This window comes from Streptomyces flavofungini (assembly GCF_014650815.1).
Classification (GTDB): domain Bacteria; phylum Actinomycetota; class Actinomycetes; order Streptomycetales; family Streptomycetaceae; genus Streptomyces; species Streptomyces flavofungini.
The window spans coordinates 201,233-224,393 of record NZ_BMVR01000002.1; the positions used below are offsets into that span (position 1 = coordinate 201,233).

Genomic DNA, 23,161 nt, shown 5'->3' on the forward strand with positions numbered 1-23,161 from the left:
TCGCTCAAGGGGTCTGGATGCACCGGCTGCTCCGTACGTTCACGGCACTCACGGCCGTCGCGGCCCTAGGGCTCGCGGCGGGGTGCTCGTCCGGGTCAGGACCGGGCAAGGGGAAGGACGAGGGGGAGCCCGCCGTCCGGGAGGAGGCGGCACGGTCGGCGCAGCACCGCTTCTGGGTCGACCCGCAGAGCGCGGCGGCGCGGCAGGTCAGGGAGTGGCGGCAGGAGGGCCGCACCCAGGACGCCGAGGCGCTGCGCCGGATCGCCGAGCAGCCGATGGCGGTGTGGCCGGCCGGGGACGATCCGGCGCCGGACATCGAGAAGGCCACCGCGGGCGCGGCGGACGAGGGCCGCACGGCGGTGCTCGTCGCGTACAACATCCCGCACCGCGACTGCGGCCAGCACTCGGCGGGCGGCGCGCACGACGCCGGGTACTACCGCCAGTGGCTGGGCGCGTTCGCCGACGCGATCGGGCAGAACAAGGCCCTGGTGGTGCTCGAACCGGACGCCGTCGCGCACATCGTGGACGGCTGCACGCCCGCCGAGTACCACGAGGAGCGCTACCAGCTCCTGTCCGAGGCGATCCAGCGCCTCAAGCGGCAGCCGAACGTCAAGGTCTACCTGGACGCGGGCAACCCCGGCTGGATCAACGACGCGCGCAAGCTCACCGAGCCGCTGCGGCGCGCGGGCATCGACCAGGCGGACGGCTTCTCGCTGAACGTCTCCAACTTCCAGAGCGACCGCACCACCAGCACCTACGGCCGCACCCTCGCCGCCACGGTCGGCGGCAAGCACTTCGTGATGGACACCAGCCGCAACGGCAAGGGCCCGCTCGCGGGCGACCGCCAGGACGCCTGGTGCAACCCGCCGGGACGCGGCCTCGGCACCCCGCCCACCGACCGCACCGGCGACCCGCTCCTGGACGCCTACCTGTGGATCAAGCGGCCCGGCGACTCCGACGGCCCCTGCCGCGGCGGCCCGGCCGCGGGGCAGTGGTGGCCGGACTACGCGCTCGGGCTCGTGCGCAACGCGAAGGCGTAGCCGATCTGATGATCGAGTGGACGGTCTGTGGAGGTCAACTCGCGGACCGACAAAGGCCCTTGGTCCCGCTGGCCAAAGCCCCCGCCCGGCTGGCAGCCTGAGGGCGCATGGGGCGTGAAGACTTCTCGCAGGCGGGCTACGGCGTACGTTTCGAGTGGGGCACGTCCGGCGCGAAACGGCTCGCGCCCGCCGTCTCCTGCCTGGTGATCGTCGACGTCCTGTCGTTCACCACGTCGGTGTCGGTCGCCGTCGAGTCCGGCTCGCGGGTCTTCCCGTACCCGTGGCGCGACGAGAGCGCGACGGCGTTCGCCCGGCAGATGGACGCCCGGCTCGCGGTGGGGCGGCGGGCCGTCACCGAGGCCAGCCCCTGGTCGCTGTCCCCGGCCGCGCTGCGGCGCGCCCCGCTCGCCCCGCGCCTGGTCCTGCCCTCGCCCAACGGCTCCGCGATCGCCGCGTCGGCGAGCGGCGTGGACGTCGCCGCCGGTTCGCTGCGCAACGCGACCGCCGTGGCCCGGTGGCTCGCGGACCGGGGCCACGGCACCCCCGAGCACCCCGTCGGTGTGATCGCGTCGGGCGAGCGCTGGCCGGACGGCACGCTGCGGCCCGCCCTGGAGGACCTGCTCGGCGCGGGCGCGGTGATCTCCGCGCTGCGGGAGCACGGCGGCTCGGCACTCTCCCCGGAGGCCGCGACGGCCGCGTCGGCGTTCGTCGCGGCCGTGGACGTGGGGGACGCGGTCGCGTCCTGTTCGTCCGGCCGGGAGCTGGCCGACGGCGGCTACGCGGAGGACGTGGCGATCGCGACGGAGCTGGACGCGTCGGCGGTGGTGCCGGTGCTCACGCACGGGGCGTTCGTCGCGGCCGAGTAAGGGCCCGTCGCGGCCGGGTGCGGGCCGGGTGAAGGCCATCCGGCACCCACCCGGCCCCACCTCGCCTCCTCACTTCACGTGCACCCACTTCGCCTCCGACGAGGCCCCCGACGCGTCCGTCACGAACAGCATGTACCAGCCGGGCGGCACCAGCGCCGCGTCCCCGCGGGGCACGTCCACGGTCACCGAGCCCGGCCCCTTGGTGAGCCCGAGCGCGATCGACCGCTGCTCCACGTCGGTGGTGTGCGTGACCGCGCTCGGCCGCATCAGACGGGCCGAGACCAGCTTCTCCGGGTGCGCGGTACGGAAGGTCGCGCGGCCGTCGGCGGGCAGGACGTCGGGCCCGGTGCCGAGCACGGGCCGGTTCTTGCCGGACTTGTGCAGGGACGGCGGCGTGAAGATCTCCATGCGCTGCTCGAAGTGGCCGAGCTTGGTGTTCTGCTCGTTGTCGAAGAGCGGGTCGGAGCCGAAGGTGGCGACGCGCCCGTCGGGCAGGAGCAGCGCCTCGGAGTGGTAGTTGCGGCCGACCTTGGGATCGGCGGCGGCGCGGAAGGCACCCCGGCCCGCGTCGCCCTTCGGGTCGTAGAACTGGGCCTTGAGGATGTTGCTGGCGCTGCGGCCGCGGTAGTCGGACGAGCCGTTGGTGGTGAACACCGAGTCGTCCGGCATCAGGACGCTGTTCAGGTAGCGGGTGCCCTGCGGCAGTTCGGGCCCGGTCCTGAAGGCGGGGTTGTCCTGCTTCAGGTCGATGACGGCGGTGCGCTTGGTGGCCTTCTTGGACTCGCCGACCCCGCCGCCGCCGAGGATCATCACCTTCTGGTCCTGCGCGGGCGGCAGCAGCACGGACCCGGACGTCTCGGTCTGGTCGAGGTCGGTGAGGCCGGGCACCTTCTCGAACTTGTTGGTCTTCAGGTCCCACAGGCCGGGCGCGCGGCCCTTGTTGGCGGGGCCGTAACCGGCGTTGGAGGCGGGGTAGAAGAGCTTGCCGCCCTTGGTGAGGAACAGCGCCGGGTAGGTGGGGAAGTACCGCTTGGGTCCTTCGGTCCACTTCTTCGTCTTCGGGTCGTAGATCTCGTTGTCGCCGGGGTCGATGACGCCGACGTCGTCGAGCCCGGACACGGCGAGCACCCGGCCGTCCTCCAGGCCGACCAGCGTGGGGTACCAGCGGGCCTTGTCCATCGGCTCCACGGCGACGTACTTCTCCGCGACCGGGTCGAACTCGTAGGCCGCCCTGATGCCCTGGAAGTCCTGCTTGTCCATGGTGAGCTTCTCGGCGATGCCGTACGTGTTGTCGGCCTCCTTGCCGGTCAGGCCCTCGATCTCGTACTGCGCGGACTTCTCCGTGACCATCGGGGCGCCCTCGCGGACGGCCTCCACGAAGACCCGCGCCTCGCTCGCGACGACCTTCGTCTTCCAGGGCCGCATCACACCGGCCTTGGAGTACGTGATCTCGAAGTCGCGTTCGGCCTTGGGAACCGTCACGTCGAAGCGGCTGACGTACTCGACGCCCGACGGCGAGCGGAACTTGGTGCCCTTCTTCAGGACGACGGGCTTGTCCGGGTTCTCGTTCTTGACCCGCATGCCGCCGCCCGCGCGCTCCACCTCGCCGTCGAGGAGTTCGTAGCGCGCGGTGCCGCCCGCGACCAGGAGGCGGCCGTCGGGGAGCTGGGCGTGGCCGGAGCAGAAGAAGTCCACGGGGGTCTTGATCTTCTTGAAGCTGTTGTTCTCGGGGTCCCAGAGCACGGTGTCGAAGGACCCGGCGTCGAACTTCTTCTGCTCGTTCCCGGACCCGGCGACGATCAGTACCTTCCCGGTGTGCAGCAGGGCGGCGTGGATGGCGTTGGTGCGGAACTCCTCCGGAATGCCGACCTGCTTCCACGACCCGTACTTCTTCATGTAGCCGGGCCGGGAGATCTTGTACTCGTGGTACTTCTCCTCGGCGAAGGAGACGGCGGCGGGGGCGTTGAGGCCGATGAGCACGGCGCCCGCGCCCACGCCGAAGACGATCTTCTTGGTGCGCTGGGAGAACTCGGGGGGCCGAAGGGGCATGGCGTCAGTTACCTCCAGTCGTCGTGCCGGTGGCGAAGGCGGGCTCCGGCTCGCCGTCGGCGCCCGCGCCGCTGTCCTTGAGCCGCTGCCGGGCCACGGCGTCCTTGCGGGCCCGCTGGTCGCGGACGGCGGTGAAGGTCCACACCGCGACCGGCGCCAGCGAGATGACCATGGCGAGCACCGCCCAGGTCCGCATCGCCACATGGGTGTGGTCGAGCACGAACGACGCGACCAGCGAACTGGCGAGGACCGCCGCCCAGAACAGATGGACCCGGAAGGTCAGCAGCCGGTCCGGGGTGGCCCCGCCGCCCTTGGGGGTGACGACGAAGCGGCACGGGCGGCGCAGCGCGGCGGCGCCGAGGGACTTGGCGTAGATGGGCGCGGACAGCGCCGACATCCCCATCCCGGCGAGGCCGCCGGAGCCCGCGGGTTCGTGCGGGGAGACGTTGTGGCGCCGGTTCCACAGGTAGAGGCCGATCTGCAGGGCGGCGGCGTCGCTGTAGAGCATCAGCCACACGGAGGCGGCGACCTGCGTTCCGGAGGCCCCGAACCACAGGAACAGCACGCAGCTGAGGATGCCGAGGAGCCAGTTGACGGCCGTCATCGGGTAGTAGACGAGCATCAGCGTGTACGAGAAGAGGCGCCCGGGCGGCATGGTGAACGGCGCCTTCCAGTACTGCTTGATCAGCGTCTCGTACGTGCCGCGCGACCAGCGCAGCTGCTGGGTGAAGAAGTCCGTCCAGGAGGCGGGCCCCTCCCCCACGGCCAGCACGTCCGGGGTGTACACCGACCGCCAGTGCCGTCCGGTGCCCGGGTTCTTGTGCCGGTGCAGCTCGAAGCCGGTGGCCATGTCCTCGGTGATCGAGTCGTACAGGCCGCCGACCTGGCGCAGGGCGGCGATGCGGACGACGTTGTTGGTGCCGACGAACATGGGCGCCCGGTAGCGGTTGCCGGCCCGCTGGATCAGGGCGTGGAAGAGGAACTGCTGGGACTCGGCGGCCTTGGTGACCGGTGAGACGTAGTTGCCGTACACCTGCGGGCCCACGACGAACGCCACGTCCGGGTCGCGGAAGAAGCCCATCATCCGCTCCAGGAAGTTCGGCAGCGGTACGTGGTCGGTGTCCACGGAGGCGAAGAAGTCGTAGTCGCCGCCGTGCATGGCGAGCCAGGCGTTGTAGTTGCCGTGCTTGGTGCGGGTCTTGTGCGGGCCCTTCTTGCGGTTCCACTCCGGGACGCCGAGGCGGGTGAAGTGGCGTACGCCCAGTTCCTCGCAGAGCGCCTTGGCCTGGTCGTCGTCGCCCTCGTCCAGCAGCCAGACGTCCAGGGGGCCGGTGTGGTGTATCCGCACGGCGCCTTCGAGCGTGGCGCGGACCATCGAGATCGGCTCCTTGCCCGGTACGTACGTCGTGAGGAAGGCGACGCGGGTGCCCGCCTCGGGCACGACCGGGACCGGGTCGCGGGCGACCATCGTGGCGTGCGCGATCGACACCACGTTGACCAGCATGAACAGCTCGATCAGGCCGATCGCGACGAGCATCGTCACGTCCAGGCCGACCAGCCAGCGGTCGCCGCCCTCGCGCTCCGTCCAGTGCGTGGGCCAGACGAGGTACACCAGCAGGGCGCCGGTCAGGAGGGGGGCCAGGGTCATCAGCAGGAGGGCGCGTATTCGGTGCGGCTCGCGGGCGAGGAGCGGGCGGTACTGCACCCGGTAGCCGGAGTGCCCGGTGCCCTCGCCGGTGCCGCTCCCGGCCCCGCCGTCCGGCTCGGTGAGCGGTCCGGCGAGCCGGCTGTGGGTGTCGTAGTCGTAGCCCTCCGGCCGCACAGCGCCCTCCAGGTGATCGAACAAGCCGATACCCACACAAAAGTGGAGATTCACCGGCGTGTCGAACCGGACGCGTCCGTGCGAGCGGTTTTATCCTGCGGCGGCTCCGGAACGAGGGGTCACCCCGCGCCCCGCGATGCCCCCTGGGCGGGTGGGCTCACCCCGGCCCGCAGGCTGGCCTGGGGTGCGTGCTTCACCCCCGCCCGCCCACCCGTTTCCGCTGGTCCACAGGCCTCGGGCCGCCCGTGCCACTCCCCCTGTCCGGCGCCCGCAGCCGCACCGTGCCCGGCGCCGGCAGCACGGCCGGTGCCCGCTGCGGCCAACAGGGCGCAGCCGCTCCGCGCGCCGCCCTGGAGCCTGCTTGGCGGAGGGGCACGGCCCCGGGCCGACGGAGCCCGTGATGTGAGGGGAAGGGCACCCCGGCCCCCAGAGGCGTCAGCCCCGCGTCGCCCGGCGCAGGCGGTGGCGTACCGCCCGCTGGGCCACGGGGCCCAGGTCGTCGAGGGCCGCGACCACGGCGCCCAGCTGCTCCAGGGCGTCCAGCGCTCGCAGCGCCCCGTCCTGGTCCACCCCTTCGTAGAGTTCGATGCCGACGAACGACGCCGCGACGGCCCGGGCGAGGCCGACCGGGTCGGCGAACTCGCCGAGGGGGGTGGAGGCGAGGACCCGGACGAGGACCTTCTCGACCTCGGCGACCCAGAGGGACAGCCCCGCGGCGGTCGCGGCGGCGAGCCGAGGCTGCGTCTGCGCCCCGGCGAGCAACTGCCCGAGCACCGCGACATGCCCGGCCTCCCGCTCCACCTCGTGCATCTCCCGCCCGAAGGCGAGCAGTTCGGAGAGGGAGGAGATCGCGGCGAGCCGCTCCCGGTAGCGGCCGACCCGCTGCTCCGTCGCGTACCGGCACGCCTCGGAGAGCAGTTCGTCGACCGACCCGAAGTGGTAGAAGACGAGCGCCTGATTGACCCCGGCGGCCGCCGCGACGGTACGCGCCGACGTCTTGGCGATCCCGTGCTCGGTGAGCGTACGGACGGCCCCGTCGAGCAGCTTCTCCCGCGTCCCCGCTCCCGCCTGCGGACTCACGCCCGCACCTCCTCACGCACGGGCCGCAGCCCCGCCCGCACCCCGCACTCCCGCACCGCGCGGTACCCCGCCACGAACGACCCCTCGTACCCGAACAGCGGCCCGAAGTACCGGTTCAAGACCCGCACTTGGATCCGGAACCGCCCGGAGCGCTCGTCGTACGACTCACGGACCTCCGCGTCGCCCCCGATGACATCGGGAACGGGCACGTCCACCGGCCCCTCCCGGAACCGGTGCGCCCCGGACCGGATGACCAGCGACCCGTCCGGCCGGGCCGCGAAGTGCAGGTCGCTCGCGAGGTGCTGATGGGTGCCCAGATAGTCGAGCACGCGGTCGCCCCGGGGCCCGAGGACCATCTGGGCGTCGAAGCGCCGGGCCCGCCCGGGCAGCTGGAAGGTACGCACGAAGGTCACCGTCTCACGGCCGAACGAGTCGGCGTACGGCACGTTCTCGATGGTGAAGGGGACGTTGCGGCCCGCGCGCGGGACGAGGATGTTGCGGGTCGCGCCGACCGCGAGGAACGGCTTCACGAAGCTGCGCCCGTGCCAGATCCGGTCCATCACGCCCCGCCCGAAGCACGCCTCGCCGCTGTCGAGCCCTACGGAGAAGCGCCGTTGGAGGGCGGGGTGCAGCCGTTCGAAGTCGGCGCCCATGGCGGTGCGGAAGATCGAGGTCATGCGGGCAGCTCCGTACGGTGCGCGGGGGCGGTGGAGGTGGCGGGCCCCTCGGGAGGGGTGGGGACGTCCAGCGCGTCCAGGAGGCGCGGCGCACGCGCCCGCTCCGGGGGCGTGCGCAGGCAGCGCCGCGCCGCCGGAGTCGTCGGCAGCGGCGGCACGACGAGGACGAGCGCGGCGACGACCAGGGCGGCCACCGGCCCGGCGAACACCCCCGCCGCGGCCACGCACAGGGCGCGCGCCACGACCTCACCGACGCCGTGGACGAGCCCCCGCTCGGGGGTGATCCCGCGCTCCAGCCACAGCCGAAGCCGGTCGAAGGACCACGCCGTCGCCCACCCCATCAGCGGCCGCAGGACGGCCCGGTCGGCGAGCGCCCCGAGGCGCCCCCAGCGCGGCCGGTAGTCGTACCCGGTGAGGAAGCGGACTCCGTCGCCCGTCGGTACGTAGCGCCAGTAGCCGCTGCCCTCGGCGAGGAGCGACAGAGGGTGCGGCGAGGCGAACCGGAGCGCCGAGGTCCGGGTGCCGTCCGGTCGGCGCTTCTCGCCCGCGCTGACGCCGGTCCCGGCGATGGTGAGGAAGGGCAGGACGCGCGTGGCGTACCGGAAGCGCCGCGGTGCGCCGGGGGCGCCGGGGGTGCCGGGCAGATAGTCGATCTCCGTGAAGCGCAGGTCCCAGCGCTGGTGGAGCCCGGGCTCCTGCGTGCGCTCCCACAGCTCGTCGAGGTCGGCGCGGATCAGCGCCTCGACGTACAGACTCGGCGGACTTCCGTGAGCCATGACAAACCCCCACGTCGGCAGGTGTTTGAGCGACTGCTCAAACTTCCTGCCCCGGAACCTACCGCCTGTTTGAGCAGTCGCTCAAGTCCAGGCACGCGGGCACGCGAACAGCGGGCACGCGAACAGCGGGCACGCGAACAGCGGGCACGCGAACAGCGGGCACGCGAACAGCGGGCACGCGAACAGCGGGCACGCGAACAGCGGGCACGCGAAAGCCCCCGCCGGGTTTCCCCGGCGGGGGCTTGAGCAGTGCGGGCAGCGGCTACGCCGACAGGTGCCGCTCCACCGTCTCGACCTTGGACGTCATCCCGTCCGTCACGCCCGGCCGGATGTCGGCCTTGAGGACGACGGAGACGCGCGGCGCACGCGCCTCGACGGCGGCGACGGCGCGCTTGACGACGTCCATCACCTCGTCCCACTCACCCTCGATCGAGGTGAACATCGCGTCGGTCCGGTTGGGCAGGCCCGACTCTCGGACGACGCGGACGGCGTCGGCCACGTACTCGCCGACGTCCTCGCCGACGCCAAGCGGCGTCACGGAGAAGGCGACGATCATGCGTTCACGACCCCTTCGCGGCGGGCGCGCGAGGCCATGACCGCCGCCTCGGCCTCCCGCTTCAGCTTGCGGTCGGCGAAGAAGCCGCCGGCCGGGAGCACGGAGAGGACGAAGTAGAGGATGCCCGTCTTGGCGTCCCACCTGGTGCGGATCCAGGCGTCGAGCCAGAACAGCACGTACAGGAGGAACAGCAGGCCGTGGATCATGCCCATCGCCGGGACGGCGTTGAAGTCCGTGGTCCGCTTCAGCACCGAGCAGACGATCAGGAGCAGGAAGGACACGGCCTCGGGAATCGAGACCAGGCGGAGGCGGCGGAGTGCGGAGGCGGTCTTGATGTCCACGGGTCACCTTCGGGGCAGGGTCGGCGTCGATCTTGTGAACGGATGCACAAGCGGTCCCCCATTGTGGCATCAGGGACTGCTCGGGGACCTTCCGGGGTGCGCTCTCCGGGACTTTCCAGGGTGCGGTCAGGGTCGGTGACTCTGTCGCCGGGCACCGCGCTGCGGATACCTTCGCCTTCGTGGCTACGTTCCGATTGCAGGGCAGCAGAGTGCTCGCCGTCGACATGACCGGCGACGCCGTCAAGGCAAAGAACGGCTCGATGGTCGCCTACGACGGCACGATGATCTTCAAGAAACTGACGGGGGGCGGTGAGGGCATCCGCGGCATGGTGACGCGGCGTCTCACCAATGAGCAGATGACGGTGATGGAGGTGAAGGGGCACGGCACGTGCTGGTTCGCCGACCACGCCACGGAGATCAGCCTGGTGGGACTCCAGAGCGACAAGCTCTATGTGGAGTCCAGCAATCTCCTGTGCACGGACGCGGGCCTGCGCACGGGCACCACCTTCACGGGCCTGCGCGGCGCGACGCAGGGCAACGGCGTCTTCACCACCACCGTCGAGGGCACGGGCCAGGCGGCCCTGATCTCGGACGGCCCGGCGGTGATCCTGCGCGTCACGAAGCAGTACCCCCTCCATGTGGACCCGGGCGCGTACGTCGCGCACCAGGGCAATCTCAAGCAGAGCTTCCAGTCGGGCGTCACCTTCCGCACGTTCATGGGCGAGGGCGGCGGCGAGGCCTTCCAGATGCGCTTCGAGGGCGACGGCCTCGTCTATGTCCAGGCCAGCGAGCGCAACACGATCGCGGGAGACGTGTGACATGCCGTTCCGTGAGGTCAACGCGAAGATGGTCGAGGCGACCGTCCAGCCCGGCGCCAAGATGTTCAGCCAGCGCGGCGCCATGCTCGCCTACAAGGGCGACGTCTCCTTCACACCCAACGTCGGCGGCGGCCAGGGCGGCCTGGTGTCCATGATCGGGCGCAGGCTCGCCAACGAGTCGGTCCCGCTGATGACGGTCGAGGGCAACGGCACGGTGATGTTCGGGCACGGCGGCCACCACGTGCACGTGATCAGCCTGACCGGCGACACGCTGTGCGTGGAGGCGGACCGGCTGCTCGCCTTCGACGGCAGCCTGCAGCAGGGCACGATGTTCCTCGGCTCGCAGGGCGGAGTGCTGGGCATGGTGCGCGGCCAGGTGTCGGGCCAGGGCCTGTTCACGACGACCCTGAAGGGTCATGGCGCGGTGGCGGTGATGGCGCACGGCGGCGTCATCGAGCTGCCGATCACGCCCCAGCGCCCGGTGCACGTCGACCCCCAGTCGTACGTGGCGCACCACGGCGACGTGCGCAACAAGCTGTCCACGGCGCTCAGCTGGCGCGACATGGTGGGCCGCGGCTCGGGCGAGGGCTTCCAGCTGGAGCTCAGCGGCAATGGCGCAGTGTACGTCCAGGCATCGGAGGAGAAGCTGTGAGCACGCCCGTGATCTTCGACCCGATGACGCTGCCGAGCGACGACAACGTCAACGCCTACACCTTCTGCGTGGAGCTGACGGGCAGCCAGTGGTTCCTGCAGAAGGGCAAGATGATCGCCTACTACGGGCGCATCGACTTCAACGGCATCGGCCACGGCCGCCTCGACCGCCTCGTGCGGACGTCCTTCCACTCGCCGCTGCACGCCAGCGACTGGGTGGTGGCCGAGGGCGAGGGCAAGATGCTGCTCGCCGACCGGGCCTTCGATGTGAACTCGTACGACCTGGAGGACGGGAACCTCACGATCCGCGCGGGCAACCTCCTCGCTTTTCAGCCAACTCTCGCGCTGAAGCAGTCCATTGTCCCCGGTTTCCTGACCCTGATCGGGACCGGCAAGTTCGTGGCGGTGTCCAGCGGTCCGGTGGTGTTCATGGAGCCGCCGATCCGGGTGGACCCGCAGGCCCTGGTCGGCTGGGCGGACTGCCCCTCGCCCTGCCATCACTACGACCACCAGTACATGACCGGCGTGATCGGCGGCCTGCGGGCCCTCACCGGGATCGGCGGCGCCTCCGGGGAGGAGCACCAGTTCGAGTTCGTGGGCGCGGGCACGGTGCTGCTGCAGTCCTCGGAGGCGCTGATGGCGGAGACGGCGACGGGCGCCGTGCCGCACCAGGACGGGGTGCCGGGAGGAGGGGGCGGTCAGGGCTCTCAGGGCTCATCGGGGCAGCGCGGGCAACATGGCCAACGTGGACAGCAGCCGCAGGGACCGCGCCTTCCCGGACAACTAGGAGACCTCCAGCGTCGCTTCGGCCTGTGAGCGGTAGTCTGCGGAGTGTGACGGCGAACGTCTGTGCCCCTCGAAATCCGGGGGGTGCGAGGCGTGTCACACCCCGACACTCGTTCACCATTCAACTTCTTAGGTAGAATCGATTCCATGGAGACCGAGACGGCCCCGCAGTGGCTGACCGACGAGGAACAGTGCGCCTGGCGCACCCACGTGGAGGTCAACAGGATGCTGACGTACCAGCTGGAGAAGGATCTCCAGCCGTTCAACCTCACCATGAACGACTACGACATCCTCGTACATCTCTCCGAGTCCGAAGACCACCGGATGCGTATGAGCGACCTCGCGGCCGCCACCCTGCAGTCCAAGAGCCGGCTCTCCCACCAGATCACCCGCATGGAGAACGCGGGCCTGGTCCGCCGGGAGAACTGCGAGTCCGACCGGCGCGGCCTCTTCACCGTGCTCACCGACGAGGGCATGGACACCATGAAGCGCGTCGCACCGCACCATGTCGCCTCCGTGCGGCAGCACTTCGTCGACCTGATCTCACCCGAGGCGCTCAGCGACCTCCACAAGGCGCTGACGCCGATCGCGGAACACCTGCGCGGACTGCGCGGCAAGCCCTGACGCGGTGCCGCAGCCGGGCCCCGGGGCACCCGTCGATCACGGGCCGCCGGATCCACGGGCTCAGGCCTCCGGCGCGGACTCCGCGTCGGCGACCGGCAGGCGCAGCACGAAGACGGCCCCGCCGCCCGGCGCGTCGTCTACCGTGAGCGTCCCGCCGTGGCGCGCGGCCACGTCGCGGGCGATGGCGAGACCCAGACCCGCGCCTCCCTCATCACGGGTGCGCGCGTCATCGAGCCGTACGAACCGCTCAAAGATCCGTTCCCGCTCCCCCTGCGGCACTCCGCCGCCGTCGTCCGCCACCTCAAGCACGGCCCAGACCCCGTCGGCCCGGGTGGTGACCGTGACCCGGGAGCGGGTGTGCCGCTGCGCGTTGGTCACGAGGTTGCCGAGCACCCGCGCCAACTGACCGCGGGAACCAGCCACTTCGACACTGTTCAGTTCCGTCGTGACAGCCACCCGGTCCCCCGTGCGCTGCGACAGCTCCTCACGGGCCAGGGCCGCGAGATCCACCCGGCCCCGGCCCGGCTTCTCCCCGGCGTCAAGGCGGGCCAGCAGCAGCAGGTCGGCGGCCAGCTCCTGGAGGCGCACGGTGTCCTCGACGGCGCCGGGCACGTCGAGGAGGTCCGGGTGGGCGGCGCCCACCTCCAGTTGGGTCCGCAGGGACGCGATGGGGCTGCGCAGCTCATGGGAGGCGTCGGCGACGAACCGGCGCTGGCGCTCCACCGATGACTGCAGGGCCGCCAGGGTCTCGTTGGTGGTCCGGGCCAGGCGCGCGATCTCGTCGTGCGTGTCCGGCTCGGGCACCCGGCGCGCCAGGTCCTCGGACGCGGTGATGGCGGCCATCTCGGCGCGGATCGCGTCGACGGGCCGCAGCGCGCGGCGCGTGACCAGCCAGGTCACGCCCGCGATCACGGCGAGCAGCACCGGGAAGCCGATCAGCATCGCGGTCAACGCCGTGGTGACGGCGCTCTGTTCGGCGGTCAGCGAGGCGCCCGCGTGGACGGTGGGCTCACCCTTCGCCCCGGTGTTCACGCGCACCGCGGCGAAGCGGTAGTCCTGGGTCTCGTCGTCGACGGTGGCCGAGCCCTCGCTCACGCGGGTCGCGTCGGAGATCTCGCCGGGCTTGAGCGAGTCCGCGTCGTCGTCGCCGCTGTCCTCGGCTGCGTCCTCGGCGGCTTCGCGGGCGTCCTCCCTGCGGTCCTCGGCGGCTTCGCTCGCGTCGGCGGAGTCGGCCGAATCGTCTGCGTCGTCTGCGTCGTCGTCGGAGTCGGTCTCCGGGTCCGACGGCGTGGGCTTCGGCGACTGCGGCTTCGACGGCTTGGGGGACTTCGGGGACTTCGAGGTGCCGGGCTTCGGGGCCCGGGCGTCGGGATCGACGCGTACGGCGGTGACGCCGGAGCCGGTCACCCGCTTCAGGTCGTCGCTGACCGCGACCAGGCGGCCCTTGTCGTCCACCACCTGGACGGGGTTGTCCTCCTCGTCGGGGAACTCCAGGTCGTCGTACGGGACGTGGGCGGCGAGCTGCGCCGCCACCTTGCGGGCGGCCGACTCGGCCTGCGCGTCGGCCTGGTCGACGAGGCTCGCGCGCAGCGAAAGGAGCACGGCGGCACCCGCGGCGACCAGGGCGAGCGCCACGACGAGCGTCGCGCCCACGGTCGCGCGGGCGCGCACGGAGCCGAACAGCCGCCTCATCGGGGGGCCTCCAAGCGGTATCCGGCGCCGCGCACGGTCTTGATGAGGGGTGCGCCGAGCTTGCGGCGCAGCGTGCTCACGTACACCTCGACGATGTTGGGGTCGCCCTCGTACGCGAAGTCCCAGACGTGCTCCAGGATGTCGGCCTTGGACACCACCTGGCCGACGCGCACGACCAGTTGCTCCAGGACCGCGAACTCCTTCGCGGTGAGCGTGATCTCGGTGCCCGCCCCGCCCTCCGTGGCACCGCGCACGACACGCCGGGCGGCGGTGTCGATCCGCAGGTCGCCCAGGGTGTGGACGGGCGAGGGGGACGCGGCGCGGCGGCGCAGCAGGGCCTTCACGCGGGCGACGAGGACGACGTACGAGAACGGCTTCGTCAGGTAGTCGTCGGCGCCCGTGTCCAGGCCCTCGGCCTCGTCGTACTCGCCGTCCTTCGCGGTCAGCATCAGGATCGGCACGTCGTGTCCCGCGGCGCGCAGGGTCGAGCAGACGCGGTAGCCGTTCATGCCCGGGAGCATGATGTCCAGGATCAGCAGGTCGTACGTGCCCTCGGTGGCACGGTGCAGTCCGTCCAGGCCGTCGTGGACGACGTCGACCGCGTAGCCCTCGGCCATGAGGCCCCTGGCCAGGGACAGGGCGAGACGCTTTTCGTCTTCCACGATCAACAGGCGCATGCGTTCAGGATGCCTGAGCGAACCTGAAGAGTTCTTCAGGCTCCTTCAGGAGGGCTTCAGGAACGTTCAGGCACCTTGGTTCTCGTCGGAACGGACGGCCCCGCAACGGGGCCAACCACTCGGGAGGAACCCTCATGAAGCGCAACATCGTCATCGCCACCATCGCCGCCGCCACGCTCGTCGGAGGCGGGACGGCGACGGCCTTCGCGCTGGGCGGCGACGACGAGTCGTCCGCGGCCGGCAAGTCCAGCGTCCAGCTCAAGAACGACGACAGCCGGGTGTACGACGACCGGGACGATGACGACGCCGACGACGACGCCGAGGACCGTGCGGACGACGCCCGCGACCGGCAGGACGACGCTCGGGACGACGACCGCGACGACCGGGACGACGCCCGTGAGGACGCCCGCGACGACCGCGACGACGCCCGGGAGGACGCCCGGGAGGCGCGGGGCGACAAGGCCGAGAACGCCGCCGAGGCCAAGGGCGCGAAGGTCAGCGCCGCCGAGGCCGTCGCCGCCGCGCTGAAGGCCACGCCCGGCACCGCCGTCTCCGCCGACCTCGACGACGAGAACGGCGGCCTGATCTGGGACGTCGACGTCCTCGACAAGGACGCGCGGACCTGGCACAGCGTCCAGGTCGACCCGGGCACGGGCAAGGTCCTCGGCTCGCACGTCGAGCGGGACGACGACGGGGGCGCCGGGGACGACGCCGCGGAGGCCGCGCGGATCGCCGCCGCCCTCAAGGGCTCCTCGGTCACCGCGGGCGAGGCCGCGAAGGCTGCCGCCGCCAAGGGCACGGTGACCTCCGTGGACGTCGAGGACGACGCGGCCCGGATCGGCGCCTGGGACGTGGAGACCACGTCGGCCAACGGCACCGAGTCCCACTGGAACGTCGACATCACCACCGGCAAGGTCACCGTCGACCGTTTCGACGACTGACCCCTCGCACCCGAAGCCACGGCGCCCCTCCCCCGGGGGCGCCCTGCCCCGCCACTCCGTGGCGGACCCCCCGCCCACCCACCCGGCACCGTCGGCCCCATGGCCCGGCCCGGGTGGGTGGGCTCACTGCATGCCGCAGGCGCACCCAGGTGCAGGCGCACCCAGGTGCGTGCGAGCATCCCCCCGACGCCCACCTCACCCTCGCCCGGCACGCCCTACCCCGCCGCTCCCACCCGGCACCCGGCACCCGTCACCCGGCACCGAACGGTGCGGCGGGGGTGGTCCGGGCGGACCCCGGCCGCAATCCACAGCCAAGCCCTCACCACCCTCGGTGGCGGGGGCATCCTGGCGTCTGCAGCCAGCGGACAAGGCGTCTGCAGCCAGCGGACAATCGGTCCGCCCTCAGCGGGCAGCCTGTTCCAGGCCCTGCCAGGCAGCTGCTCCCCCGTGCGCGGCTGGGCTGCCCAGAGGGCGACAGGGACAGCCCTCACTCAAGGGAAGCCGTCAGCTTGGGGAAAGGCGGGCGCAGCCCGAGCCGACGGTGCCGTCACCTCAGCGGCAACCACCCCGGCCCCCGGCCCTGCTACCTGGACGTCAGCCCCTCCACCAAGGAGTCCGCCGCCGCGTAGGGATCCAGCTCCCCCGCCACGATCCGCTCCGCCAACGCCCCCAACCGCACGTCCCCGTGCAGGTCAGCGATCCGCTCCCGCAGGGCGGTGACGGCGATCGCCTCGACCTCCCCCGCCGCGCGGGAGGCCCGGCGCGAGGCGAGGACCCCGTGCTCCTCCATCCACGCCCGGTGCTTCTCCAGCGCCTCGACGAGCTCGTCGGTGCCCTCACCGCGGGCGGCGACGGTCTTGACGATGGGGGGCCGCCAGTCGCCGGGGGAACGGGACTCCCCGAGCCCCAGCATGTGGTTCAGCTCGCGGGCGGTCGCGTCCGCGCCGTCGCGGTCGGCCTTGTTGACGACGTACACGTCGCCGATCTCCAGGATTCCGGCCTTGGCGGCCTGGATGCCGTCGCCCATGCCGGGCGCGAGCAGGACCACCGAGGTGTCGGCCTGCGCGGCGATCTCCACCTCGGACTGGCCGACGCCGACGGTCTCCACGAGGATCACGTCGCAGCCGGCCGCGTCGAGGACGCGGATGGCCTGGGGGGCGGCCCAGGCGAGCCCGCCGAGGTGGCCGCGGGTGGCCATGGAGCGGATGTAGACGCCGGGGTCGGACGCGTGCTCGGACATCCGGACGCGGTCGCCGAGCAGCGCGCCGCCGGAGAACGGCGAGGACGGGTCGACGGCGAGGACACCGACCCGCTTCCCGGCCCGCCGGTACGCGCTGACCAGTGCCGACGTGGAGGTGGACTTGCCGACGCCCGGTGATCCGGTGAGCCCGACGACGTACGCGTGCCCGGCCAGCGGGGCCAGCGCCGCCATCACCTCCCGCAGCTGCGGCGACGCCCCCTCGACCAGCGAGATGAGCCGGGCCACGGCCCGCGGCCGGCCCTCGCGGGCCTGCGCGACGAGGGAGGGGACGTCCTGCATTGCGGCTCCGTTCGTACGTACGTAGAGACGAATCAAGCGTCGGCGGCGAGGCGGCGGGAGGGAAAGCGAGATGCCCGGAGAGGCGGCGAGAGGCCGGGAGAGGCACCCCGCCGGACGCCTCAGGCCTTCGCCACCTTCAGGATGAGCGCGTCGCCCTGTCCACCGCCGCCGCACAGCGCCGCCGCGCCGACGCCGCCGCCGCGCCGCTTCAGTTCCAGGGCCAGGTGCAGGACGAGGCGGGCGCCGGACATGCCGATGGGGTGGCCGAGGGCAATGGCGCCGCCGTTGACGTTCACCTTTTCCGTGGACACCCCGAGGTCCTTCATTGACTGGACCGCGACGGCGGCGAAGGCCTCGTTGATCTCGATGAGGTCGAGGTCGTCGACGGTCAGGCCCTCCTTCGTGAGGGCGTGCCGGATGGCGTTGGACGGCTGCGACTGGAGGGAGTTGTCGGGTCCTGCGACGTTGCCGTGCGCGCCGATCTCCGCGATCCAGGCGAGGCCGAGCTCCTCGGCCTTGGCCTTGCTCATCACGACGACGGCGGCGGCGCCGTCGGAGATCTGCGAGGCCGTGCCCGCGGTGATGGTGCCGTCCTTGGCGAAGGCGGGGCGCAGCTTGCCGAGGGACTCCGCGGTGGTCTCGGCGCGGATGCCCTCGTCGCGGGCGAAGAGGACCGGGTCGCCCTTGCGCTGCGGGACCTCGACGGGGGTGATCTCGGCGTCGAAGAGGCCGTTCTTCTGGGCGGCGGCGGCGCGCTGGTGGGAGAGGGCGCCGATCTCGTCCTGCGCGGGGCGGGCGATGCCGAGGCGGGTGTTGTGCTTCTCCGTGGACTCGCCCATGGCGATGTTCTCGAAGGGGTCGGTGAGGCCGTCGTGGGCCATCGCGTCGAGCATCTCGATCGCACCGTACTTGTAGCCCTCGCGGGACTTGGGGAGCAGGTGCGGGGCGTTGGTCATGGACTCCTGGCCGCCCGCGACCACGATGTCGAACTCACCGGCGCGGATGAGCTGGTCGGCGAGCGCGATGGCGTCGAGGCCGGAGAGGCACACCTTGTTGACGGTGAGCGCGGGGACGTTCATGGGGATGCCCGCCTTGACGGCGGCCTGGCGTGCCGGGATCTGCCCCGCCCCGGCCTGCAGCACCTGCCCCATGATCACGTACTGCACCTGGTCGCCGCCGATGCCCGCCCGGTCGAGCGCCGCCTTGATCGCGAAGCCACCGAGGTCCGCGCCGGAGAAGGACTTGAGCGAGCCGAGCAGACGCCCCATGGGCGTGCGCGCGCCCGCGACGATCACTGAGGTGGTTCCGGTCGTTCCAGACATGTGGCACGGCCCCTTCCAGCTGGCGAGCTGAGGAGAGTGAACGAGGGTTTACTCGAATGTACTGAGCGGTACGGCGCACGTCACCGGGCAGCCGGTGTGATCGCGCGCACGTTGCGTAATCACGGTCGGGGACGCTGCACTTGACGCATGCTGACGCGAATCGACCACATCGGGATCGCCTGCCGGAACCTCGACGAGACTGTCGAGTTCTATCGTGCTACGTACGGTTTCGAGGTGTTCCACACCGAGGTCAACGAAGAGCAGGGCGTGCGCGAGGCCATGCTGAAGATCAACGAGACCTCGGACGGCGGCGCCTCCTACCTCCAGCTCCTCGAACCCACCCGGGAGGACTCCGCGGTCGGCAAATGGCTGGCCAAGAACGGCGAGGGCGTGCACCACATCGCCTTCGGCACGGCCGACGTCGACGGCGACGCCGCGGCCATCAAGGACAAGGGCGTACGCGTCCTCTACGACCAGCCGCGCATCGGTTCCATGGGCTCGCGGATCACCTTCCTGCACCCCAAGGACTGCCACGGAGTCCTCACCGAACTCGTCACTTCCGCACCCGCCGAACAGACGGAGCACTGAACACCGCATATCCGGGCCGGTAGGGTTGGGGGCGGCCGTCCGAACCTTGGGCGGTCGCTTGCCGGGGTCCGGGTTTCGGGGGACGAGCATCGGGGCAGCAGCCCGAGCTCCACTGTTGATCTGACACCATTCTCCGGGGGCCCCGTTCGTCGGCTGGACGGGGCTCGTACGTCAGGGACATGAGACCAGGAGTGGGGTCTCCCCTGCTCGAGCGAAGCCGAGAGTTTGGGGAAGGATGGGACCGCGCAGTGCGGGGCTACGAGAGCCAGGACAGCCGACGACCGGCTGAGGCCGACCATCTCTCACGGTTCGAAGCCGAGATGGAGCGGCTGAAGACCGAGCGGGAGAAGGCCGTTCAGCACGCCGAGGACCTCGGCTACCAGGTCGAGGTGTTGCGCGCCAAGCTGCACGAGGCGCGCCGCAACCTCGCGTCCCGGCCTGCCTACGACAGCGCCGACATCGGCTATCAGGCCGAGCAGCTGCTGCGGAACGCGCAGATCCAGGCCGAGCAGCTGCGTGCCGACGCCGAGCGCGAGCTGCGCGACGCCCGCGCCCAGACCCAGCGGATCCTCCAGGAGCACGCCGAGCAGCAGGCCCGCCTGCAGTCCGAGCTGCACTCCGAGGCGGTGTCCCGGCGCCAGCAGCTCGACCAGGAGCTGAACGAGCGCCGCCAGACCGTCGAGTCGCACGTCAACGAGAACGTGGCCTGGGCGGAGCAGCTCCGCGCCCGCACCGAGCAGCAGGCCCGCCGCCTCCTCGACGAGTCGCGCGCCGAGGCCGACCAGGCCCTCGCCGCCGCCCGCACCGAGGCCGAGCGCGTCGCCGAGCAGGCCCGCCAGCGGCTCACCGCCGACGCCGAGAGCGCCCGCGCGGAAGCCGAAGCGATCCTGCGCCGGGCCCGCACCGACGCCGAGCGCCTGCTCAACGCCGCCTCCACGCAGGCCCAGGAGGCCACCGAGCACGCCGAGGCGCTGCGCTCGTCCACGGCCACCGAGTCCGACCAGGCGCGTCGCAAGGCCGCCGAGCTGAGCCGGGGCGCCGAGCAGCGCATGGCGGAGGCCGAGACGGCGCTGCGCGAGGCGCGTACGGCGGCCGACAAGGTCGTCGCCGAGGCCAAGGAGGCGGCGGCCAAGCAGCTGGCGTCCGCCGAGGCCGCGGGCGAGCAGCGCACGCGTACGGCCAAGGAGCAGGTCGCCCGGCTCGTCGGCGAGGCCACCAAGGAGGCCGAGGCCGCGAAGGAGGCCGCCGAGCAGAAGCTCCAGGACGCCCGCGCCGAGGCCGAGAAGCTGATCGCGGACGCCGCGGAGAAGGCCCGTTCGATCACCGCCGAGGAGACGGCGTCGGAGATCGCGAAGGCCGCGCGGACCGCCGAGGAGGTCCTGGACAAGGCGTCCGAGGAGGCGAAGGCGACCACGCGCGCCGCCGCCGAGGAGGCCGAGCGGGTCCGCGCCGAGGCGGAGGCGGAGGCCGACCGGCTGCGCGGCGAGGCGCACGACATCGCCGAGCAGCTCAAGGGCGCGGCCAAGGACGACACCAAGGAGTACCGCGCCAAGACGGTCGAGCTGCAGGAGGAGGCGCGGCGGCTGCGCGGCGAGGCCGAGCAGCTGCGGGCCGACGCGGTCGCCGAGGGCGAGAAGATCCGCGGTGAGGCGCGGCGCGAGGCCGTCCAGCAGATCGAGGAGTCGGCGCGCTCCGCGGAGGAGCTGCTGTCCAAGGCGAAGGCCGACGCGGAGGAGGCCCGGCAGTCCGCGACCACGGAGGCCGAGCGGGTCCGTACGGAGGCCATCGAGCGGGCCACGTCCCTGCGCAAGCAGGCCGAGGAGACCCTGGAGCGCACCCGCGCGGAGGCCGAGCGGCACCGCACGGAGGCCGCCGAGCAGGCCGAGAGCGTCAAGTCGGAGGCGCAGACCGCCGCGGAGGCGCTGCGTACGGAGACCGAGCAGGCGATCGCGGCCCGCAAGGCCGAGGCCGACACCGAGTTGGCCCGGCTGCACGCGGAGGCCGAGGAGCGCCTGGCCGCCGCCGAGCAGTCGCTGAGCGACGCCCGCGCCGAGGCCGAGCGGCTCCGGCGCGAGGCCGCCGAGGAGACGGAGCGGCTGCGCACGGAGGCCGCCGAACGCATCCGGACGCTGCAGTCGCAGGCGGAGACGGAGGCCGAGCGGCTGCGCACGGAGGCCGTGGCGGACGCCTCGCAGGCGCGCGCCGAGGGCGAGACGGTCGCGGTGCGGCTGCGCTCGGACGCGGCCGCCGAGGCGGAGCGGCTGAAGACCGAGGCGCAGGAGTCCGCGGACCGGGTGCGCGCGGAGGCCGCGGCGGCCGCCGAGCGCGTCGCCGCGGAGGCCGCCGAGGCCCTGTCGGCCGCGCAGGACGAGGCGGTCCGGCGCCGCCGCGAGGCCGAGGAGACCCTCGGCTCGGCGCGCACGGAGGCCGACCAGGAGCGGGAGCGGGCCCGCGAGCAGAGCGAGGAGCTGCTCGCGTCGGCGCGCAAGCGCGTGGAAGAGGCCCAGGCCGAGGCGGTCCGCCTGGTCGAGGAGGCCGAGGCGCGCGCCACCGAGCTGGTGTCGGCGGCCGAGCAGAAGGCCCAGTCGGTCCGGGACTCGGTGGCGGGTCTGCAGGAGCAGGCGCAGGAGGAGATCGCGGGCCTGCGGTCGGCGGCCGAGCACGCCGCGGAGCGCACCCGCGGCGAGGCGCAGGAGGAGGCGGACCGCGTCCGCGCCGACGCCTACGCGGAGCGGGAGCGGGCGAACGAGGACGCGAGCCGTACGCGCACCGAGGCCACGACGGCGGCGGAGGCCGCCAAGGCGCTGGCGGAGCGCACGGTCGCGGACGCGATCGCGGAGTCCGAGCAGCTGCGTTCGGACGCGTCCGAGCACGCCCAGCGGGTGCGCACGGAGGCGTCGGACACCATCGCGACGGCCGAGCAGGACGCCGCCCGCACCCGCGCCGACGCCCGCGACGACGCGAACCGCATCCGCAACGACGCGGCGAGCCAGGCCGACACCCTGATCGGCGAGGCCCGCAGCGAGGCCGAGCGGCTCACCGCGGAGACGATCTCCGAGACCGACCGGCTGAAGGCCGACACGGCCGCCGAGGCCGAGCGGGTGCGGGCCGAGTCCGTCGCGAAGGCCGAGCGGCTCATCTCGGACGCCTCGGGCGACGCCGAGCGGCTGCGCGCGGAGGCCGCGGAGAACGTCGGCTCGGCGCAGCAGCAGGCCGAGCGCATCCGCACCGACTCCGCGCGCGTCAAGGAGGAGGCCGACGCCGAGGCCGAGCGGGTCACGGCGCGGGCCCGCGAGGAGGCCGAGCGGACCCTCGACGAGGCGCGCAAGGAGGCCAACAAGCGTCGTACGGAGGCCGCGGAGCAGGTCGACACGCTCATCGCGGAGGCCGCGTCCGAGGCGGAGAAGCTGACCACGGAAGCCCAGGAGAAGGCGCTCAAGTCGGCGACGGACGCGGAGGCGCAGGCCGACACGATGGTGGGCGCGGCCCGCAAGGAGGCCGAGCGGCTGGTCGGCGAGGCCACCGTCGAGGGCAACTCGCTGGTGGAGAAGGCGCGTACGGACGCCGATGAACTGCTCGTCGGCGCCCGCCGGGACGCGACCGCGATAAGGGAGCGCTCCGAGGAGCACCGCGACCGCATCACGACGGAGATCGAGGAGCTGCACGAGCGCGCCCGGCGCGAGTCGGCGGAGGCGATGAAGACGGCGGGCGAGCGCTGCGACGCGCTGGTCAAGGCCGCGGAGGAGCAGTTGGCGGAGGCCGAGGCGAAGGCCAAGGAGCTGGTCGCGGACGCCAATTCGGAGGCCAGCTCGGTGCGGATCGCCGCCGTGAAGAAGGCCGAGGGCCTGCTCAAGGAGGCCGGGACGAAGAAGGCCGAGCTGGTGCGCGAGGCCGAGCGGCTGCGTGACGAGGCGCGGGCCGAGGCCGAGCAGATGGTTGACGAGGGCAAGCGGGAACTGGAGGTGCTCGTGCGGCGCCGCGCGGACATCAATGCGGAGATTTCCCGTGTCCAGGACGTGCTCGAGGCGTTGGAATCCTTTGAGGCCCCGCAGACCGGGGGCAAGGACGGTGGCGTCAAGGCGGGGGCCGCGGCCGGTGCGACTCGTTCGGGTGGCAAGCCGTCAGAAGGCTAGCCACCGGACCTGTTCCGTGCTCGGCGAGGACCTTCGGCACTGTCGCTGGCAAGCAGTCTGCCGGTTAGCCACTCAAAAGGGGTGTCATTCTCCAGATCAAACGGGCATACGCTCGATGACACGCCGCAACGCCCCCTAGGATTCCCTCTATCACCTCACCCGGTCTCATTCGACAGGAACCC

The 23,161-nt window shown here is 72.3% G+C and carries 20 protein-coding genes and 1 pseudogene; 10 read left to right on the forward strand and 11 right to left on the reverse strand.

Annotation, left to right across the window (positions count from 1 at the left end; translation table 11 throughout):
• Positions 1-17 precede the first annotated feature (17 nt).
• Positions 18-1,040, forward strand: coding sequence for a glycoside hydrolase family 6 protein (locus IE274_RS04675; protein ID WP_190114291.1), 1,023 nt, complete (start codon positions 18-20; stop codon positions 1,038-1,040).
• A gap of 107 nt (positions 1,041-1,147) precedes the next feature.
• Positions 1,148-1,906, forward strand: coding sequence for a 2-phosphosulfolactate phosphatase (locus IE274_RS04680; protein ID WP_190114292.1), 759 nt, complete (start codon positions 1,148-1,150; stop codon positions 1,904-1,906).
• A 69-nt stretch (positions 1,907-1,975) separates the two neighbouring features.
• On the opposite strand, the gene glxA is transcribed toward IE274_RS04680, so the two are convergent.
• The 5 genes from glxA to IE274_RS04705 form a co-directional block, all read right to left on the reverse strand.
• Positions 1,976-3,955, reverse strand: a complete 1,980-nt coding sequence (glxA, locus tag IE274_RS04685; protein WP_190114293.1) for a radical copper oxidase GlxA — start codon at positions 3,953-3,955, stop codon at positions 1,976-1,978.
• 4 nt (positions 3,956-3,959) lie between these two features.
• Positions 3,960-5,777, reverse strand: a complete 1,818-nt coding sequence (locus IE274_RS04690) for a glycosyltransferase family 2 protein (protein WP_190114728.1) — start codon at positions 5,775-5,777, stop codon at positions 3,960-3,962.
• Between the two features lie 435 nt (positions 5,778-6,212).
• The gene (locus IE274_RS04695; RefSeq protein ID WP_190114294.1) at positions 6,213-6,857 is read right to left on the reverse strand and encodes a TetR/AcrR family transcriptional regulator; all 645 of its coding nucleotides are present in this window, start codon (positions 6,855-6,857) and stop codon (positions 6,213-6,215) included.
• A complete protein-coding gene (locus IE274_RS04700; protein ID WP_190114295.1) occupies positions 6,854-7,534 on the reverse strand; it encodes a DUF4166 domain-containing protein in 681 nt (226 codons plus the stop codon). The genes IE274_RS04695 and IE274_RS04700 overlap by 4 nt, the downstream gene beginning before the upstream one ends.
• On the reverse strand, positions 7,531-8,310 hold the full coding sequence (locus tag IE274_RS04705; RefSeq protein ID WP_190114296.1) for a hypothetical protein: 780 nt from the start codon (positions 8,308-8,310) through the stop codon (positions 7,531-7,533). The genes IE274_RS04700 and IE274_RS04705 overlap by 4 nt, the downstream gene beginning before the upstream one ends.
• Before the next feature lie 109 nt (positions 8,311-8,419).
• Between IE274_RS04705 and IE274_RS40305 the strand changes: the two are divergent.
• Positions 8,420-8,503, forward strand: a pseudogene (locus tag IE274_RS40305) (hypothetical protein); the annotation flags it as partial.
• Between the two features lie 69 nt (positions 8,504-8,572).
• Here the strand turns inward: IE274_RS40305 and IE274_RS04715 are convergent.
• Both IE274_RS04715 and IE274_RS04720 read right to left on the reverse strand, forming a co-directional pair.
• A complete protein-coding gene (locus IE274_RS04715) occupies positions 8,573-8,866 on the reverse strand; it encodes an MTH1187 family thiamine-binding protein (RefSeq protein WP_087885865.1) in 294 nt (97 codons plus the stop codon).
• The gene (locus IE274_RS04720) at positions 8,863-9,207 is read right to left on the reverse strand and encodes a DUF3817 domain-containing protein (RefSeq protein ID WP_190114297.1); all 345 of its coding nucleotides are present in this window, start codon (positions 9,205-9,207) and stop codon (positions 8,863-8,865) included. The genes IE274_RS04715 and IE274_RS04720 overlap by 4 nt, the downstream gene beginning before the upstream one ends.
• A 179-nt stretch (positions 9,208-9,386) precedes the next feature.
• On the opposite strand from IE274_RS04720, the gene IE274_RS04725 reads away from it, so the two are divergent.
• The 4 genes from IE274_RS04725 (at position 9,387) to IE274_RS04740 (ending at position 12,086) form a co-directional block, all read left to right on the forward strand.
• Positions 9,387-10,025 (forward strand): AIM24 family protein, encoded by a 639-nt coding sequence (locus tag IE274_RS04725; RefSeq protein ID WP_190114298.1) that lies wholly within the window; start codon positions 9,387-9,389, stop codon positions 10,023-10,025.
• 1 nt (position 10,026) lies between these two features.
• On the forward strand, positions 10,027-10,677 hold the full coding sequence (locus IE274_RS04730; protein WP_190114299.1) for an AIM24 family protein: 651 nt from the start codon (positions 10,027-10,029) through the stop codon (positions 10,675-10,677).
• A complete protein-coding gene (locus tag IE274_RS04735; protein WP_190114300.1) occupies positions 10,674-11,492 on the forward strand; it encodes an AIM24 family protein in 819 nt (272 codons plus the stop codon). Before IE274_RS04730 ends, IE274_RS04735 begins: the two co-directional genes overlap by 4 nt.
• Before the next feature lie 117 nt (positions 11,493-11,609).
• On the forward strand, positions 11,610-12,086 hold the full coding sequence (locus IE274_RS04740; protein WP_190114301.1) for a MarR family winged helix-turn-helix transcriptional regulator: 477 nt from the start codon (positions 11,610-11,612) through the stop codon (positions 12,084-12,086).
• A gap of 60 nt (positions 12,087-12,146) precedes the next feature.
• Here the strand turns inward: IE274_RS04740 and IE274_RS04745 are convergent, their stop codons facing one another.
• On the reverse strand, positions 12,147-13,778 hold the full coding sequence (locus IE274_RS04745; protein ID WP_190114302.1) for a sensor histidine kinase: 1,632 nt from the start codon (positions 13,776-13,778) through the stop codon (positions 12,147-12,149).
• The gene (locus IE274_RS04750) at positions 13,775-14,455 is read right to left on the reverse strand and encodes a response regulator transcription factor (RefSeq protein WP_190114303.1); all 681 of its coding nucleotides are present in this window, start codon (positions 14,453-14,455) and stop codon (positions 13,775-13,777) included. The genes IE274_RS04745 and IE274_RS04750 overlap by 4 nt, the downstream gene beginning before the upstream one ends.
• Before the next feature lie 134 nt (positions 14,456-14,589).
• Between IE274_RS04750 and IE274_RS04755 the strand changes: the two genes are divergently transcribed.
• A complete protein-coding gene (locus IE274_RS04755) occupies positions 14,590-15,396 on the forward strand; it encodes a PepSY domain-containing protein (RefSeq protein ID WP_190114304.1) in 807 nt (268 codons plus the stop codon).
• Between the two features lie 583 nt (positions 15,397-15,979).
• On the opposite strand, the gene meaB is transcribed toward IE274_RS04755, so the two are convergent.
• Together meaB and IE274_RS04765 are read right to left on the reverse strand one after the other, a co-directional pair.
• The gene (gene meaB, locus IE274_RS04760) at positions 15,980-16,936 is read right to left on the reverse strand and encodes a methylmalonyl Co-A mutase-associated GTPase MeaB (RefSeq protein ID WP_190114305.1); all 957 of its coding nucleotides are present in this window, start codon (positions 16,934-16,936) and stop codon (positions 15,980-15,982) included.
• Positions 16,937-17,055: 119 nt separating this feature from the next.
• Positions 17,056-18,258 carry an acetyl-CoA C-acetyltransferase gene (locus tag IE274_RS04765; RefSeq protein WP_190114306.1) on the reverse strand — a complete coding sequence of 401 codons (1,203 nt, stop codon included), beginning with the start codon at positions 18,256-18,258 and terminating at the stop codon, positions 17,056-17,058.
• 147 nt (positions 18,259-18,405) lie between these two features.
• Between IE274_RS04765 and mce the strand changes: the two genes are divergently transcribed.
• Positions 18,406-18,846, forward strand: a complete 441-nt coding sequence (gene mce / locus IE274_RS04770; RefSeq protein WP_190114307.1) for a methylmalonyl-CoA epimerase — start codon at positions 18,406-18,408, stop codon at positions 18,844-18,846.
• 248 nt (positions 18,847-19,094) lie between these two features.
• The gene (gene scy / locus IE274_RS04775; RefSeq protein WP_190114308.1) at positions 19,095-22,979 is read left to right on the forward strand and encodes a polarized growth protein Scy; all 3,885 of its coding nucleotides are present in this window, start codon (positions 19,095-19,097) and stop codon (positions 22,977-22,979) included.
• Positions 22,980-23,161 lie beyond the last annotated feature (182 nt).

Coding starts and splice junctions, on each gene's coding strand:
- meaB (WP_190114305.1), bottom strand. CDS start 16,936: ATGCAGGACGTCCCCTCCCTCGTCGCGCAGGCCCGCGAGGGCCGGCCG.
- IE274_RS04700 (WP_190114295.1), bottom strand. CDS start 7,534: ATGACCTCGATCTTCCGCACCGCCATGGGCGCCGACTTCGAACGGCTG.
- IE274_RS04740 (WP_190114301.1), top strand. CDS start 11,610: ATGGAGACCGAGACGGCCCCGCAGTGGCTGACCGACGAGGAACAGTGC.
- IE274_RS04750 (WP_190114303.1), bottom strand. CDS start 14,455: ATGCGCCTGTTGATCGTGGAAGACGAAAAGCGTCTCGCCCTGTCCCTG.
- IE274_RS04705 (WP_190114296.1), bottom strand. CDS start 8,310: ATGGCTCACGGAAGTCCGCCGAGTCTGTACGTCGAGGCGCTGATCCGC.
- IE274_RS04680 (WP_190114292.1), top strand. CDS start 1,148: ATGGGGCGTGAAGACTTCTCGCAGGCGGGCTACGGCGTACGTTTCGAG.
- glxA (WP_190114293.1), bottom strand. CDS start 3,955: ATGCCCCTTCGGCCCCCCGAGTTCTCCCAGCGCACCAAGAAGATCGTC.
- mce (WP_190114307.1), top strand. CDS start 18,406: ATGCTGACGCGAATCGACCACATCGGGATCGCCTGCCGGAACCTCGAC.
- IE274_RS04715 (WP_087885865.1), bottom strand. CDS start 8,866: ATGATCGTCGCCTTCTCCGTGACGCCGCTTGGCGTCGGCGAGGACGTC.
- IE274_RS04675 (WP_190114291.1), top strand. CDS start 18: ATGCACCGGCTGCTCCGTACGTTCACGGCACTCACGGCCGTCGCGGCC.
- IE274_RS04755 (WP_190114304.1), top strand. CDS start 14,590: ATGAAGCGCAACATCGTCATCGCCACCATCGCCGCCGCCACGCTCGTC.
- IE274_RS04765 (WP_190114306.1), bottom strand. CDS start 18,258: ATGTCTGGAACGACCGGAACCACCTCAGTGATCGTCGCGGGCGCGCGC.
- IE274_RS04730 (WP_190114299.1), top strand. CDS start 10,027: ATGCCGTTCCGTGAGGTCAACGCGAAGATGGTCGAGGCGACCGTCCAG.
- IE274_RS04745 (WP_190114302.1), bottom strand. CDS start 13,778: ATGAGGCGGCTGTTCGGCTCCGTGCGCGCCCGCGCGACCGTGGGCGCG.